This window comes from Rhizobium sp. No.120 (genome assembly GCF_054558365.1).
Genome location: NZ_BAAJNQ010000009.1, coordinates 222,725 through 236,819 on the forward strand (window position 1 = coordinate 222,725; position 14,095 = coordinate 236,819).

The following is a 14,095-nucleotide window of genomic DNA, read 5'->3' on the forward strand; positions in this document are numbered from 1 at the left end:
TTAAGCCCGGTCATAGCCAGCGTTTATGAAGTAGTTTGAGCATTCTTGTGGCGCAATGGTACGGAGGATGTCTCCAAGTACGCGGTAGATGGCCTGGCGGGTTCTGGCCTGGGCTTTGCGCAACCGATGTTTGATCTTTGCGAAGAGCTGTTCGATCGGATTGAGGTCGGGAGAATATGGCGGCAGAAAGAGCAAGTGGGCGCCAGCTTTACGGATGGTTGTGCGGATCACCTTGGCTTTGTGAGAGCCGAGATTGTCCATCACAACAATGTCGCCGGGGTTGAGTTCCGGCACCAACACCTGTTCGACATAGATGCGGAAGCGGTCACCATTGATCGGACCGTCGATGATCCATGGTGCACTGACCCGGTCGACGCGTAAGGCGGCGAGGAAGGTCATGGTGTTCCAGTGACCGAAGGGAGCCTCACCGAGCAGTCGTTCGCCGCGCGGGGCCCAGCCTCTGAGCGGCGCCATATTCGTCTTCGTCCAAGTTTCATCGATAAAAACCAGGCGTGCGGGATCGATGCGATGGCGATGCTTCAGCCAGCGAGCTCGTCGCGCGACGACATCGGGCCGTTTGCGTTCGAAGGCGACCAGTGTCTTTTTTTATAACTCAACCCTTCATCATGCACGAAGATCCAGACGGAGCGATAGTCCACTTTCAGACCGCGCGCTTCCAGCTCGTGGACCAGGCCACGCAACGTAAAGGCGCTGCCGCGACAGCGTGCGATCAGCCAGTCCCGATGCTCACCCGAAATCGCCCGTCGCTTATGCCCGCCCATCTGGCCGGGGGCTGCGCTGCCCGTCTCGCGGAAGCGTCGCACCCAGTCGATGGCGGTACTGATGCCGACGCCGAAGTGTTTGGCCGCTGCCCGGCACGAAACCCTTCGTGCATCACAGCACCAACAACACGGTCTCGAAGATCATCCGAAAAAGGTCGCGCCATTCTGCCCGGCCTCCTTTACCGGTCAGAATAGTGAATCTGATTTGCTCTCAAAACGGAATCCCAATTCCGATTCCGCCTAAATTCATCCCGCTCTAGTGGCGGGAAGGGGTAGCTTCATATCGATCAACAATTCCTTCAGTTGTTCCTTGATGCGCGCCACGGAGAAGTTTGCGTGTGCAAACGAAACGCCGCCATCAGAAAGTAAGCTCCAGAGATCGGCGTGCTGATGTAGGGCAATTATGCCGTCCGCGATGCGCTCGGGGTCGTCCGCAACGATGACTCCATCGTGCTCGCCAATGCCCATCCCTTCAACCGCTACAGAGGTCGCCACGCAGGGAAGCCCATAGCAAAGGCTTGACACAACTTTGCCTTTTACCCCCGCGCCATAGCGCAGCGGCGCGACAGACATCAGTGAAGACGCCATGAGCGGCTCAACATTCTCGACGAAACCCAAAACTTCAATACCTGCTTCAGCGTTTTCAAGCGCAGCGATGTCGGGGGTGGCCTGACTTCCCACGATTTTGAGTCGAGCATGAGGAAGGCGATAACGAACAATCGGCCAGACATTTGACACGAACCAAAGGATGGCATCAACATTCGGAAAATGCGCGAACCCGCCGATAAAAAGTACGCTTGATCGCTCCTCTCTTGGCGCGAGGCGGCCTGGCACTTCGCGAACGATCGGAATCAGGGAGATTGCAGCATTCGGAACGAGACGGATCGCGATCTCCTGCTCTACTTTGCTGAGTACGATCGTCCGATCCGCTTTGCGCATGACGCCAATCTCGATCTGCTTGGTTCTTTGCGCCTCGACAAGCTTTTGATCAGACTTTTCGATTTCTGCTTGTCGTTCTTCTCTTAGAAAATGCAGGTCGACGGTGTCGAAGACAAATTTGGTGTCTGGCGCAACCCTACGAATAAGATCAACGAAACGCGCGGCAATCGGACCACGGTAGGCAAAGATAACGTCGAAGTCAGCAGCATGCTCCTGGAGGTACCTCTCCGCTATGACGAAGACAGGACTCGATACGCAAATAACACCTTCTGCGCGGAGCTCGTCGGTATATCGGCCAGCCGAAGCCAACGAGAGTGCCGGCATGAAGGTTACTTCGTAACCGAAGTCGATGAAAATCCTCATAAAATTAACGATGTCGTTCGAGCCGGAATCCTGATCCGGCGTCGGTGTAAAAGCATCGATAAATAGGATCTTTGGCTTTAGCGAACTCACATCTGGTGTCTTGATAGCCATATTGCTATGAATCTCCGGCGACAGCCACGTCGCAAGATCAACGACAGCAACAGCTTGACGCTGGCATTTGATTTGCCAACCGTTCTGTTTCAATCGATTTGTCAAGTCGCCGACTGCAGCTTCAAGCCCACTTATCGTTTCGGTCAGTCCGCCGACATCGAGGAGCGCGGTCCTATTTACTGCTATCGTGCAGGATGGAATATAGTCGACGTCTGCGAGAGAGCTGTAGCGATAATCCTCGACGTCGGCGCCGGCCCCACAAGGTTGTAAAGAACCATCGACGAAATTCATTCCGGCAGAAATTACCTCGTAACTTTCTAGGTCCACAAGCTTCGGACCGACGATCGCTACGCGAGCCTTAGCAAGAACTGTTTCCGCCAAACTTGTAACGGAGCCGGGTGTCATAATCGCGAAGGCCGGATTATAAATAACGACATCGGCCGAGCTCGAGCGCGCGAGGTGATTTAGAGCTTCCACGATTGACCCGCGACACACGTGGCGTTCAACGCCTGTTATTGCAGTACGGTCTCCTTCCTCGACCAAAATGACTACTTCGCAGAAGCTTAGCGCCCTGTCTTTCAAAAGCGCGGAGAGCTGGGCGGCAAGATTAGCAGCGCCGACCCTCGCATCAATCACCAAAAGTACTTTCGGATCGGCTGCTGGCTCGACTCGTATAGCATCCAACCGCAATGGATCGGCCAAAAGAGCCTGGGTTTGCGACCGTGGCCTGCCGGATTTCACTTGGCCGCTCTGGATGGCATGCAGAAGTGCATTTTGGCCAATTTGCAGATCTGGATGGTTGGCTCGATAGACGGCAGTCGAGAAGCGCGGACCAGGATCTCGTCCCTCCCTCGCACCGCTGCGCAAAAAGTGCGTCAGTGCATCCAGATCACCGTTGCTGACATCCGGATAGGTCGATAGATACCATTGATCATCAAAATACCCGGATTCGCTGATTAGCCTGCGTTCTCGACGTTCCCTCAGCTTCTGAGGAAGTTGGAAAGACAGGAGCCAATAGGCGGCAATCCCGATACGGCGGAAACGTCGAATACCCGGCACGGCCGTGACGATTCTCACGAAACTCGAGCCGACTTTAAACGCAGCTGACGCCTTGATTTGCCTTAGCTCGATGGTTCGGGAGACTTCCATGTGTTTCAACCGTGCTATCTCACTGTCGCGGACACCAATTTCGGTAGCTAGTGCAACGGCATGTTCGTCAGCAGCCTGGGTCAGCGCAATGGCATGTTCGTCGACGGCTCGGGATAACGCAATGGCACGTTCGTTAGCCGTGGTGTATGCCTTATGCGCTCTCTCTAGTTCGCCATAAAGATCGAGAACAAAGGAGTGATTGACCAATAGGCTGTCACAAACAACCGGAAGCTCAGCGTTCGATGCAAGCGCGACGAAATAATAGACCGAGCGCAAACCTTTGCTATGATCATAATGTCGATTGTCACTGGTCTCATAACTTTCGAACTCGCGATCGGATCCAGCTTCACGCAACAGCGCTGAGCCTGCAAAAGCCTTTTGCGCCAGCAATTCCACATGGTGATAATGAGCCGAGAGAAGGGTGCGAAATTCCTCCCTGTCCATCTCTCTAACATGGAATTCGTTGTGATGCTCGTCCTTATCCGTATATACCGTACGATTAGGTGATGAGATAATCAGAAGACCGTCGGGTCTCAGTACGCGCCGAACCTCGAGCATAAACGCTTCGTGGTTATAGAAATGTTCGATCGTTTCGAAACTGATCACCACATCCAACGATGCATCAGGAAGCTTGATTGCAGTTGCGTCTGAGTGAATATAACTCAGCTTCTCATTGCCATACGAGGACTGAGCGAATGCGACAGCATCAGCATCAATGTCCGCACCAACGACACTATTGGCAACCTGAGCGATAAGCGCGCTTCCATAGCCTTCACCACAAGCGATATCAAGCACATCCTTTCCGGAGCAATACTGGGCCGCAAAAAGATAGCGATGGTGATGCTCATGCTGAATTGGCCCCTTGATGTCCGACACATAACGCTCTCCGGTGAAACCAAGACTTGATTTCGGCGTGGGAAAAGTCAGAACAGACGGCCTGTTGTTCGCGGTACTCATGCTAGTCTCTTCCTCAGGCTAGCCGCTCGCTCCGGGTCGGCAAGGTAATCATAAAACGCAGCCCTGCTGCGCATCTGTGCATAGATGGTCATGAGCAAGATAGTTAGCTTGGGCATCGCTTTGTTATCAATCACTCGATAGAACAGCTCTATTGCTCGAGCGTCGAGTCGATCATCAAGAATTTTTAGGCCCGCCTCTGATAGAGACGCAGCAATGACGCTAGCAATCTCCAAACGCACCAACTCCAGCCTTTCCTTGATGGTATTCGTCGGATGGACCCGGTAGCGAATGTGATCGAAATCACTGTCGAGCTCTACGTGCCCATGAACAAAGGCCGACATGAGGAAATCCAAATCATGGCAATAGCGTAAGTTCTGAAAGCCGTCCACGCGCTCCCACAGCGCTCGGGAAAACACCATATTTGAGGTCGTCGTAACGAAATTCTCGTTCATCAGCGAGAGGTGCGGTAAGCCGCTTTCCGTGAGGAACGCAGCAGAACGAGCGAGCCAGTCAACAGTCTCCCCACTTTTCACGAGCTTACTGTCCTGGTCCATTATGACGGCGCGACCGCAGATCAGGTCTACATCGCTCCTTGCTGCGATTATTTCGCGACAGCGCGCAAGCTTTTCGGGTAAAAAGCAATCGTCGGAATTGAGGATAGCGAGGTAGTCTGCACGACTTGTGCGAACCAACCGATTGATGGTTTCGTGTGCGCCCTGATTAGGTTGGCGAAAAACACGGGCATTTTCGACGCCGGCGAGCATACTTTCTGCAATTGCCAGTCCGTCATCCTGGGAGCCATCGTCGACAAGGACAATCTCGTCAGCAGGAGAAGTTTGCGAAAGCACGCTTTCGATTGCGCCGCCTATATAGCGTGCGTGATTGTAAAGCGGAATAAGAACGGAGATTGATGTCATGGCTACTGGATATCGGTGTCAAAAAGGGGAAAATAACGGCTGCGATAGCGCAAATCGCGTGTCCTGTTTTTGATGAAGCGCGCAGGATTTCCGCCAACGATTGTGTATGGATCCACATCTCGCGTCACAACAGCACCGGCAGCCACAACTGCACCCTCTCCAATGGAAACACCGGGGCATATAATCACCCTGGCACCCAGCCATGCGTGGTCACCAATAGTAACCGGCTTTTCCAAACAGACGAAATCGGGATTCTGAGGATCGTGCGTCAATGTCTGTATCAGAGTATAGTGCGAAATATTGACATTATCGCCAATGTAAAGCGGCACCCTGCCATCCAAATAGGTGAAGCGATTTACAACCGTATTGTTGCCGATATGGATGTTATACCCGGTAATAAAACAACCAGAACAAATGCTTGAATCACGTCCAAGCCGCATGCCGCAGAAGCGGCGGAAGAACCAGTGCCGGATGCGATAAGGCATCCAGTTCATGAACAAATGGTTTGCGAGCCAAAACTTGATCGCCGCCCAGTAGCGATAGCGGAGAGACCTATAGAGGTTTCTAATCATTCGCACAGTCCGTCAGTCATTAGCCTGCCCAGCGGCGGCCACAACGTCCGCAAGCTGCTCCTCGTACCGACGCATCGTATTGGTAAAATCATAGCGATCGAGGAGTTTTCTTCGCCCGAGCTGACCTGCCTGTGACCATTTTTCACGATGGTCCGCAAACTCTTTCATCGCCTCCGCAAGTGGCTGTTCAAGCTTGTAGTTACGTGGCGAATAGGCAAGCTCGTCGAGATATTTCGAATTCAATTTACGAAAATCAGGATACTCGGTTGGCAAAAGGATACCAATGTCATTGTTTTCGATCACCTCAGCTGCTCCCCCTATATCGGTAAGGATCATCGGTTTGGCGTAGAACATCGCCTCGTTCATAGCGATGCTCCACCCCTCGATAAAAGACGGAAGCAAACAGGCGTCTGCAAGCCGCATGGGATCCTGAACCGCGGGATAGTAACCAGGCATCAACATATGGTCCGTCAACCCGTTGCGCTCGATATAATCGGTAAGCTCAGCGACGTGAGGCGGATAAATCGTGTTCCCGATGCATAGGATCTTGATATCATCACGCTCCCTTAGAATCCGTTTCAGGGAGTTCGCCATAAGGTAATGTCCCTTATGAAGATTGTACGACGCGGGATTGAGGAAAACGTAATCGGTATCACGAATGCCGAGATCCGAGCGTGTCAATTTAGAGGGTTCAAGGAGGCGTTGCTCGTGCTCAGCAATAATCAACCCATTTGGGATGGTGACCACTTTATCAGGTGAAACACCAAGATTCTTTTCGGCGAAAATGGAAGCTTTGTTCGAGACCGAAATATATCGCGTCACATACTTATCATTTTTTTGGAAAGTCGCGCGAACATTGTCGGGCATAAAAGCGTAAACATTGTGAATGAAGGTGACGTTCGGAATTCCCAATTCAGCAAACAAAGGATAGCCCAGGTCAGAAAAATGGCTTATCGAGACGTCGGGTTCAATCCTACGTAGTAACGCACGGTAAGCTGCAGTGGTCCCCAGTTTGGGAAGCTGTTCAACGCGCAGATTTACTTTACGGGCTTGGGCAGCCAGGTGGCCGAGCGCACCAGGGGTGACGATTACAACCTCGAATTGCGCAGAATTGAACGACAAGGCCTGATCGAGGACGACCTTCTCCAATCCCCCCTTATCGAACGACGCCAACTCCACAACGACACGTATCCGATCAGACGCGGAGCGCAACCTGTTCTTTTTTTGGGAGCCAAAAAGGCGATCTAGATAGCGCTTCAGCAATGCTTACTTCCTTGTCTATTCGTTATTGCCATCGCAGAGACCTCAGTTTCGTGGAAAAGAACTCGGCAGCTCTTTACCAGAAAATTCGATATTTTCTTGGCCAACGATCGCCTATTCAAAGTAGCGCTATCTGTCAAATAAACCTCGCTAGCGGCCAACGAGTCTATTCGGGAGTGACCGAAAGCGTGATGTTGCTCATTGGAATGCCGATCAAACCTTGAGTGACATGGCTGCCGCTACATTGAAAGATCAGCGCATCATCAATCCAGTGATGCTGGACGTGGTCCTGTTGAGTGCCTTCGGCGACTGCCACCGCTATCGAATAGTCGCCAACCGGCAGATAAGGCATCTGGAAGGTGAACCGTGCTTCGAACCTACTTCCCCCATCCATGTTGATTGCGGCATGCTGGTAGGTCAAATAGGTATTGTCACCAAACAAAGTCTGGCCAGTGCGGTCACGCACCAAGAACCCAACGATTGGCGAACGCAAGTGTCTTGCAGCAATGCCAGAAATGCAAAGGGTCAGTATTTCGCCGCCCTCGACGACCGGAATGTCGCTGCCATCCGCCATCACAAAGTGAGTATCGGTGATACGTGCGCCACCTACACCGAAGGAATTGGCGTTAGTGTCAAACTCGAATACCTCCAGCAAATTTCGCTTATCCGTGTGCTTTATCGCGTCGTGTCGTAGATCCTTGACAGGCTCTCGCTTGGTATGGGCTTGGCGCCGAGCAATAGTGAAGCCTTCACTATCAACTTCCTCATAGAGCGCCGCTTGATATAGAAATCCGATGTCCTGCGGCGGCCCCTCAGCTCTCAATTCGCCCTTATCCATCCAGATAACTCGATCGCACAGAGCATTGACCGCCGCACTGTCGTGAGAGACGAAGAGAATCGTGCCTTTCTCCTTAAACTTGCGAATCCAGCGCATGCATCTCTGAACGAAAGCCGCATCGCCCACGGCAAGAATTTCATCGACTATCAAAATATCGGCATCGACATGCGCCGCAACGGCGAATGCAAGCCGGGCGTACATACCGCTGGAGTAAGATTTGACCGGTTGATCAATGAATTCATCAATACCCGCGAATTCAAGGATAGAGTCGAAACGCTGATCGATCTGTTGCGTACTGAGTCCCATTACTGAGGCGGCGAGTACGACGTTCTCGCGCCCAGTAAACTCAGGATTGAACCCCGCACCAAGTTCAAGCAGTGGAGCGATTCGGCCAGTGACCGAGATAGTCCCACTACTTGGCTGCAGTGTTCCAGCGATCACCTGCAGAAGCGTCGACTTACCGGATCCATTGCGACCAATGATGCCAACCGTCTCCCCGCGTCTGACCTGGAAGTCCACGTTTTGGAATGCCCAGTATTCGCGGTAGAGCTTACGGTAACCCCGCAGGAACATTTGTTTCAAGCGATCCTGGGGTTTCGAATAGATGAGATAGGCCTTGCCTAGCCCCTTAGCATCAATCACCACCTCAGAGGACATCAGCAAACCCTTTCTGGGTCCGGGTGAACCAAGCATGCCCAGCAACGAGAATCGCGACGCTGACCAACAAGTATGCGCTCCACTCGAGGATGTTCGGTAGCTTCCCCCAGAATATTGCGTCACGCGCCTGGGTAATGCCGATCGTCAGCGGATTTATAAGAATGAGCTGCCTAAATCGTTCTGGAACGTTTTCTATTGGATAAAGGACCGGCGACAAGAACATCATTATGGTTGTCAAGAGCGGTATGAATTGCCGAATATCGCGAATGTAAACGCCGAGCGAGCTGAGAATGTAAGTAAACCCTAGTGCAATGAATACGATGGGCAATATGATAAAAGGGAGCACCAGGATCATGATCGAAGGCAAACCATACATCACTGTGAAAATCACCAGGAACACAGCGAATGCAATGCCTGCGCTGACCAGGGAGGCCAGTACTGAAACCCACGCCAACACGTCGAGCGGAAACACAACTTTCTTGATGTAGCTTGGATTCTCCAGCATCAGGCCAGGCGCCCTATTTATGGGTTCTGAAAATATTCCAAAGATAATGAAACCTACAAACAGCATAATACCGAAACTGTATTCGGATGAGGAATTGGCCACCGCGTGCTCGGGTACCGACCAGCGGGCGCGGAAAATCGTTCCGAAGACGAATGTGTAGATAGATATCGTGGCAAGCGGCAAAAGCGCAGCCCATACGATCCCCAAGGTCGCGCCGCGATAACGCGCTTGGATCTCGCGGTTGACCAACCGTCGGATCAGGACGCGCTGCTTCCAAGCATTGCTAAACACTGTCAGCATAAAGAGCCTCCGGGCCAATTCTATTGGGCCGCGCGATGTCGCGCACGATCTTCTGGAGGAGCTCATCACTCGCTAGCGGCGGGGCAGCTATATTTAACCGGTTCCTCATTTGCAAGCCAAAACCCCGAGGTTTCGAGGTTGTGCGATGGCACGATAATTCCCTCTTAAGCACGGACGCGTCTCAAAATTGCTCGAAGCACACGCGTGATGGGGCGTGGAAGATAGACGTAGGAGAGATGTGCCAGAAGAAATAATGCGCGCTGCTGGCGCCAAAAACCTGGTATCGGCAAGATGAAAGGGTTGGCTGAGGATATGGCACTCGTTTCGACGATGGACACAAGCGAGTTGTGCGGCAGATCTTTCGATCCTTCAAGCCGAGCCAAGACAGGCCGCGCAGCCTCCATGCCTGCGGCAACGAAGCCTTCCCGCTCTACGAGGAGCGCGAACAAACGCTCGATGGCATGCGCGGCAGTTCCGTCAAGTTGACCACGCTCTCTTGGGAAAAACCGATCCACCCGCTGACTGCTCAATACTATCAAGGCCGATCGGCGAAACCAAAACATGGACCCCGCAGGGAAGCGTCGCTGCTCGAGATCGAACGGTAGCTCCTCCCCACAGAGTGCCTCCATCATCTTGCTCATCGGTCGCCTATTCAGCGCAAGTCGCCCGTCAAGCGATAGAAGATGTCCCTCGGGCGCTAGGAGGCCAATTCGCTTTTCGCGGTTTAGAAGTTGATAGGCAATCAAGCCATTGCTATCCGAGGAGAGGAGGGAGTCGCACATGTATGCTCGCCAACCCACACCATCAGTCCGATGCGGCGATCGCTTCGCATGAATCTTCAGGCAGATATCGACGGCCGGAAGTTCAGAACGCAAAGCCTTCAAGAAGGGCAGAACGTCCCTTCCGCGATTTTCGACCTCTATCTCCTTTGAAAACCGAAGAAAGGGCGTGTCTGGCAGTGTCAGCCGACTGAGATTAGGAGGACGTGTCAGGACGAGCCCAAATGGACGGTCAATTTTCTCACTCAGTTCCTGCGCCATCTCTTCCCAGATATCCTGGTAATGGACATGCACGAAAACCAGAAAATCTATCCGCGAATTCGCCGGCATTCTTTTTAATTCGCCTGGTAGATTTCCCGGATGCAGCGGCGAACGCCATCCTGCCAAACGGGGAGTTCATAACCGAAATTATCTTTGAACCGCGTCGTCTGCAGACGCGAATTGGCTGGACGCCTAGCCGGCGTGGGATAATCCGCAGTTGTTATGTCGATCACATCCGCGCTCGAGCCGCCGACAAGGGTAGATTGGGCAAAAATTTCTCGGGCAAAGCCTGCCCAGCTCGTCTCACCGGCAGCGACCATATGAAAAGTGCCGAAGCAATTTGCGGCACCGCGGCCGCCGCAAATCCGATGAGCCACCACTAAAATGCCTGCAGCAATATCCGATGCATATGTTGGAGTTCCGAGTTGATCCGCAACAATCCTCAGTTCCGAGCGCTCATCCGCGAGTCTCAGCATCGTCTTAAGGAAATTATTGCCGTAGGTGCTGTATACCCACGCCGTACGCAAGATCACATGTGACGGATTTGCTGTCGCCACTTCCATCTCGCCGGCCAGCTTGGAATGGCCATAGACGGATTGCGGTCCGGTTTGACCGTCTTCGGCATAGGGTGATGCGGAAAGGCCATCAAAGACATAGTCGGTCGAGATTTGGATGACTGGCAAGCCGGCGCGTCGGGCTGCCAGCGCGACGTTACCTGCTCCAGACGCGTTTACCGCGAAGGCAGCCTCAGTGTCCGACTCTGCTTTGTCCACAGCTGTGTAAGCCGCAGCGTTTACGACGACATCGGGTCGGTAAGTCGAAATGGCACTTTCAATTGAGCCAATGTCCCTGATATCTAGCATAGGGCGACCAACAGCGACAACCTCCGCCGACGACGAAGAAAGAGCCAGCATCGACTGTGCGACCTGACCTTCGCGGCCAGTGACTAGAAGCCTCATGCGCCAGATGTCTCCGTTTGCGCGTGCCCGAGGCGTTGGCCCGCATAGCGCTTCTCCCGCAGAGGGCGCCACCAGGCCTCGTTCTTAAGATACCACAAGACGGTCTTTTCGAGGCCAGTTTCAAAAACCTCGTTTGCTCTCCAGCCAAGTTCCGACTCGATGCGTGTCGCATCAATTGCATACCGAAGGTCGTGGCCGGGGCGATCCGGTACAAACTCGATCAAAGAGCGGCGCGAAGCCACACCGGCAAGCGGCGACAGCCGATCGAGCAAATCGCAGATTGCTTCAACGACAGCGAGATTGGACCGCTCGTTGCGGCCACCAATATTATAGCTACGTCCAGGCTCACCTTTCGTCAGAACAAGGTGCAAGGCTCTGGCGTGATCCTCGACATATAGCCAATCCCGAACATTTTCTCCCTTCCCGTAGACAGGCAGACGCTTGCCTTCGAGTCCGTTCAATATTGTGAGCGGTATAAGCTTTTCCGGGAAATGAAACGGCCCGTAATTGTTCGAGCAATTTGATAACACGACCGGAATACCATAAGTATGGTGCCACGCCATCACCAAATGATCGGAAGACGCCTTTGAGGCCGAGTAAGGCGAACTTGGGGAATAGGGGGTCTCTTCTGTGAACAATCCGTCCTCGAGCGGCAAATGGCCGTAAACCTCGTCCGTCGATATGTGATGGAATCGGAACGAATCCCTCCGCTGCGAGGACATGCTGCTCCAATAAGCTCGAACGGCTTCCAGCAGTTCATAGGTGCCTAGAATATTTGTCCGAATGAAATCACCCGGGCCATCGATCGACCGGTCGACATGGCTCTCGGCCGCCAGGTGCATAACGGCGTCCACCTGCTCGCCTTTCAGCAATTCAAGTATCGTCGATCGATCACATATATCCGTTTGAACGAAACGATAGCGAGGGGAGTCCTTTATAGCGTCGACGGAATTAAGCGTCGCTGCATAGGTAAGTTTGTCGACATTGATGACGGAAATATCGGTATTGCCGATGAGATGGCGGCAAACAGCCGATCCGATAAAGCCGGCGCCACCGGTGACGAGGATTTTCATGAGCGGACCTCAGATAGAGAAGGGGGATACAATATCTTTAAAGGCAGGAGCTGCAGCATCTTTTGGCGAAAGACAAGGAGAACTGCCATTCAGAGGCCATTGGATATTGAAGACCGGATCGTCGAACCGAATTGACCGGTCATGCGCAGCAGAATAGGGGGCTGACACTTTGTAGAGCACCTCCGTGTGCGGCTCTAAGGTCAAAAACCCGTGCGCAAAGCCAATCGGAACTAAAATTTGGTTAAAGGCCTCTGCGGACAGCTCAAGAGCTACCCATTTCCCAAATGAAGCAGAGCCTCTCCGGATATCCACCGCCACATCAAGAACGCGACCCCGTAAAACGCGAACCAGCTTGTCCTGAGCAAACGGCGGCTCTTGATAATGCAGGCCTCGCAAAGTGAATGGTTCTGCAGAATAGGAATGATTATCCTGCATCCAATCGATAGTGATCCCGTGATCTTTCATACGCGCCCGGTTGAACGTCTCCGAGAAGAACCCGCGGTCATCTCCTATTTTTTTCGGCGTGATCTCAAGGACTTCTTGAATCTCAAGCGGCCGAACTGATAACATTCACATACTCTCCTGCTCTTTTCAACGCGCCGTTTTAACGCTAATAGCCCGGTATCGCAAGACAACCGATCCAGGTGGATTTAGCGGCGGTTTATTTAAACAGAGATAGGCTGGCTAGAGGCTGCATTGATGCAACATGGAGAAAGCAAATGAAGGGTATTATCCTTGCCGGCGGCAGCGGAACACGCTTACATCCGATGACAATGGCTGCATCGAAGCAACTTCTTCCGGTTTATGACAAGCCGATGATCTACTATCCCTTGTCTACCCTTATGCTTGCAGGCATACGCGACATTCTCATCATATCAACCCCGCACGATCTGCCACGATTTCGGACGTTGCTTGGGAACGGAGAAAAGTGGGGGGTCTCGTTTTCGTATGCAGAGCAACCTCGTCCGGATGGGCTGGCCCAAGCCTACATAATCGGTGAAGAATTCGTCGGAGGCGAACCTTCGGCCCTGATACTCGGCGATAACCTATTTTATGGTCACGGTCTTCCGGATCTATTAAAGAAAGCCGTGAGGCATGGCCAGGGTGCTAGCGTTTTTGCTTACCATGTGAAGGATCCCCAGCGATACGGGGTTGTTAGCTTCGACCACGATGGACGCGCAACCTCCATCGAGGAAAAACCAGCTAAACCTTTGTCAAGCTGGGCCGTCACGGGACTCTATTTTTATGATGGCCGCGCATCCGAATTGGCCAAGAAACTTCGCCCCTCCTCGCGAGGCGAGTTGGAGATCACTGATCTGAACCGCACCTATCTTGAGGAAGGCGTTCTCAACGTTGAATGTATGGGAAGGGGCTTTGCTTGGCTCGATACTGGCACACCGGACTCCTTACTCGAAGCGGCAGAGTTCGTGCGCACACTGGAGTGTCGCCAAGGGTTTAAGATTGCTTGTCCTGAAGAGGTAGCGTTCAACATGAAATTCATCGACGCGGAGCAGCTTATTCATTTGGGTAAGGAACTCGGTAAGAGCGCGTATGGCCTTTATTTGCAGGAGATCGCGTTGCAAAGCGCGTAGAGCGACAAATCTCGTTAATCCGATATTTGGATTATTGTCGAGCTGGTACGCGAATGAGGAGCAACGGGCTATTCGGACGAG

At 52.8% G+C, this 14,095-nt stretch carries 11 protein-coding genes and 1 pseudogene; 1 reads left to right on the top strand and 11 read right to left on the bottom strand.

Annotated elements, in window-relative coordinates; translation table 11 throughout:
- The 11 genes and pseudogenes from ACYJRZ_RS23180 to rfbC form a co-directional block, all read right to left on the bottom strand.
- Nucleotides 1-946: pseudogene (locus ACYJRZ_RS23180) on the bottom strand (IS630 family transposase).
- Nucleotides 947-1,028: 82 nt separating this feature from the next.
- On the bottom strand, nucleotides 1,029-4,301 hold the full coding sequence (locus tag ACYJRZ_RS23185) for a methyltransferase domain-containing protein (protein WP_459462923.1): 3,273 nt from the start codon (nucleotides 4,299-4,301) through the stop codon (nucleotides 1,029-1,031).
- Nucleotides 4,298-5,218, bottom strand: a complete 921-nt coding sequence (locus tag ACYJRZ_RS23190; protein ID WP_459462925.1) for a glycosyltransferase family 2 protein — start codon at nucleotides 5,216-5,218, stop codon at nucleotides 4,298-4,300. Before ACYJRZ_RS23190 ends, ACYJRZ_RS23185 begins: the two co-directional genes overlap by 4 nt.
- Nucleotides 5,219-5,220: 2 nt before the next feature.
- Nucleotides 5,221-5,790, bottom strand: a complete 570-nt coding sequence (locus tag ACYJRZ_RS23195) for an acyltransferase (protein WP_459462927.1) — start codon at nucleotides 5,788-5,790, stop codon at nucleotides 5,221-5,223.
- Nucleotides 5,791-5,802: 12 nt separating this feature from the next.
- Nucleotides 5,803-7,053, bottom strand: a complete 1,251-nt coding sequence (locus tag ACYJRZ_RS23200; protein ID WP_459462929.1) for a glycosyltransferase family 4 protein — start codon at nucleotides 7,051-7,053, stop codon at nucleotides 5,803-5,805.
- Between the two features lie 163 nt (nucleotides 7,054-7,216).
- On the bottom strand, nucleotides 7,217-8,545 hold the full coding sequence (locus tag ACYJRZ_RS23205; protein ID WP_459462931.1) for an ABC transporter ATP-binding protein: 1,329 nt from the start codon (nucleotides 8,543-8,545) through the stop codon (nucleotides 7,217-7,219).
- Nucleotides 8,535-9,350: an ABC transporter permease gene (locus ACYJRZ_RS23210; protein WP_459462933.1), complete on the bottom strand. Its 816-nt coding sequence runs from the start codon at nucleotides 9,348-9,350 to the stop codon at nucleotides 8,535-8,537. Before ACYJRZ_RS23210 ends, ACYJRZ_RS23205 begins: the two co-directional genes overlap by 11 nt.
- A 164-nt stretch (nucleotides 9,351-9,514) precedes the next feature.
- Nucleotides 9,515-10,459, bottom strand: coding sequence for a rhamnan synthesis F family protein (locus ACYJRZ_RS23215; RefSeq protein WP_459462935.1), 945 nt, complete (start codon nucleotides 10,457-10,459; stop codon nucleotides 9,515-9,517).
- A 5-nt stretch (nucleotides 10,460-10,464) separates the two neighbouring features.
- Entirely contained in the window at nucleotides 10,465-11,349 is an 885-nt protein-coding gene (rfbD, locus tag ACYJRZ_RS23220) for a dTDP-4-dehydrorhamnose reductase (protein ID WP_459463011.1), read from the bottom strand.
- A complete protein-coding gene (rfbB, locus tag ACYJRZ_RS23225) occupies nucleotides 11,346-12,422 on the bottom strand; it encodes a dTDP-glucose 4,6-dehydratase (RefSeq protein ID WP_459462937.1) in 1,077 nt (358 codons plus the stop codon). The genes rfbD and rfbB overlap by 4 nt, the downstream gene beginning before the upstream one ends.
- 9 nt (nucleotides 12,423-12,431) lie before the next feature.
- Nucleotides 12,432-12,992, bottom strand: coding sequence for a dTDP-4-dehydrorhamnose 3,5-epimerase (gene rfbC / locus ACYJRZ_RS23230; protein ID WP_459462939.1), 561 nt, complete (start codon nucleotides 12,990-12,992; stop codon nucleotides 12,432-12,434).
- 149 nt (nucleotides 12,993-13,141) lie between these two features.
- Between rfbC and rfbA the strand changes: the two genes are divergently transcribed.
- Nucleotides 13,142-14,014 (top strand): glucose-1-phosphate thymidylyltransferase RfbA, encoded by an 873-nt coding sequence (rfbA, locus tag ACYJRZ_RS23235; RefSeq protein ID WP_459462941.1) that lies wholly within the window; start codon nucleotides 13,142-13,144, stop codon nucleotides 14,012-14,014.
- Nucleotides 14,015-14,095 lie beyond the last annotated feature (81 nt).

Excerpts from the sequence above, each read along its gene's own strand:
- rfbD (WP_459463011.1), bottom strand. The coding sequence starts at position 11,349 with ATGAGGCTTCTAGTCACTGGCCGCGAAGGTCAGGTCGCACAGTCGATG.
- rfbA (WP_459462941.1), top strand. The coding sequence starts at position 13,142 with ATGAAGGGTATTATCCTTGCCGGCGGCAGCGGAACACGCTTACATCCG.
- ACYJRZ_RS23190 (WP_459462925.1), bottom strand. The coding sequence starts at position 5,218 with ATGACATCAATCTCCGTTCTTATTCCGCTTTACAATCACGCACGCTAT.
- ACYJRZ_RS23215 (WP_459462935.1), bottom strand. The coding sequence starts at position 10,459 with ATGCCGGCGAATTCGCGGATAGATTTTCTGGTTTTCGTGCATGTCCAT.
- ACYJRZ_RS23185 (WP_459462923.1), bottom strand. The coding sequence starts at position 4,301 with ATGAGTACCGCGAACAACAGGCCGTCTGTTCTGACTTTTCCCACGCCG.
- rfbC (WP_459462939.1), bottom strand. The coding sequence starts at position 12,992 with ATGTTATCAGTTCGGCCGCTTGAGATTCAAGAAGTCCTTGAGATCACG.
- rfbB (WP_459462937.1), bottom strand. The coding sequence starts at position 12,422 with ATGAAAATCCTCGTCACCGGTGGCGCCGGCTTTATCGGATCGGCTGTT.
- ACYJRZ_RS23205 (WP_459462931.1), bottom strand. The coding sequence starts at position 8,545 with ATGTCCTCTGAGGTGGTGATTGATGCTAAGGGGCTAGGCAAGGCCTAT.
- ACYJRZ_RS23195 (WP_459462927.1), bottom strand. The coding sequence starts at position 5,790 with ATGATTAGAAACCTCTATAGGTCTCTCCGCTATCGCTACTGGGCGGCG.
- ACYJRZ_RS23210 (WP_459462933.1), bottom strand. The coding sequence starts at position 9,350 with ATGCTGACAGTGTTTAGCAATGCTTGGAAGCAGCGCGTCCTGATCCGA.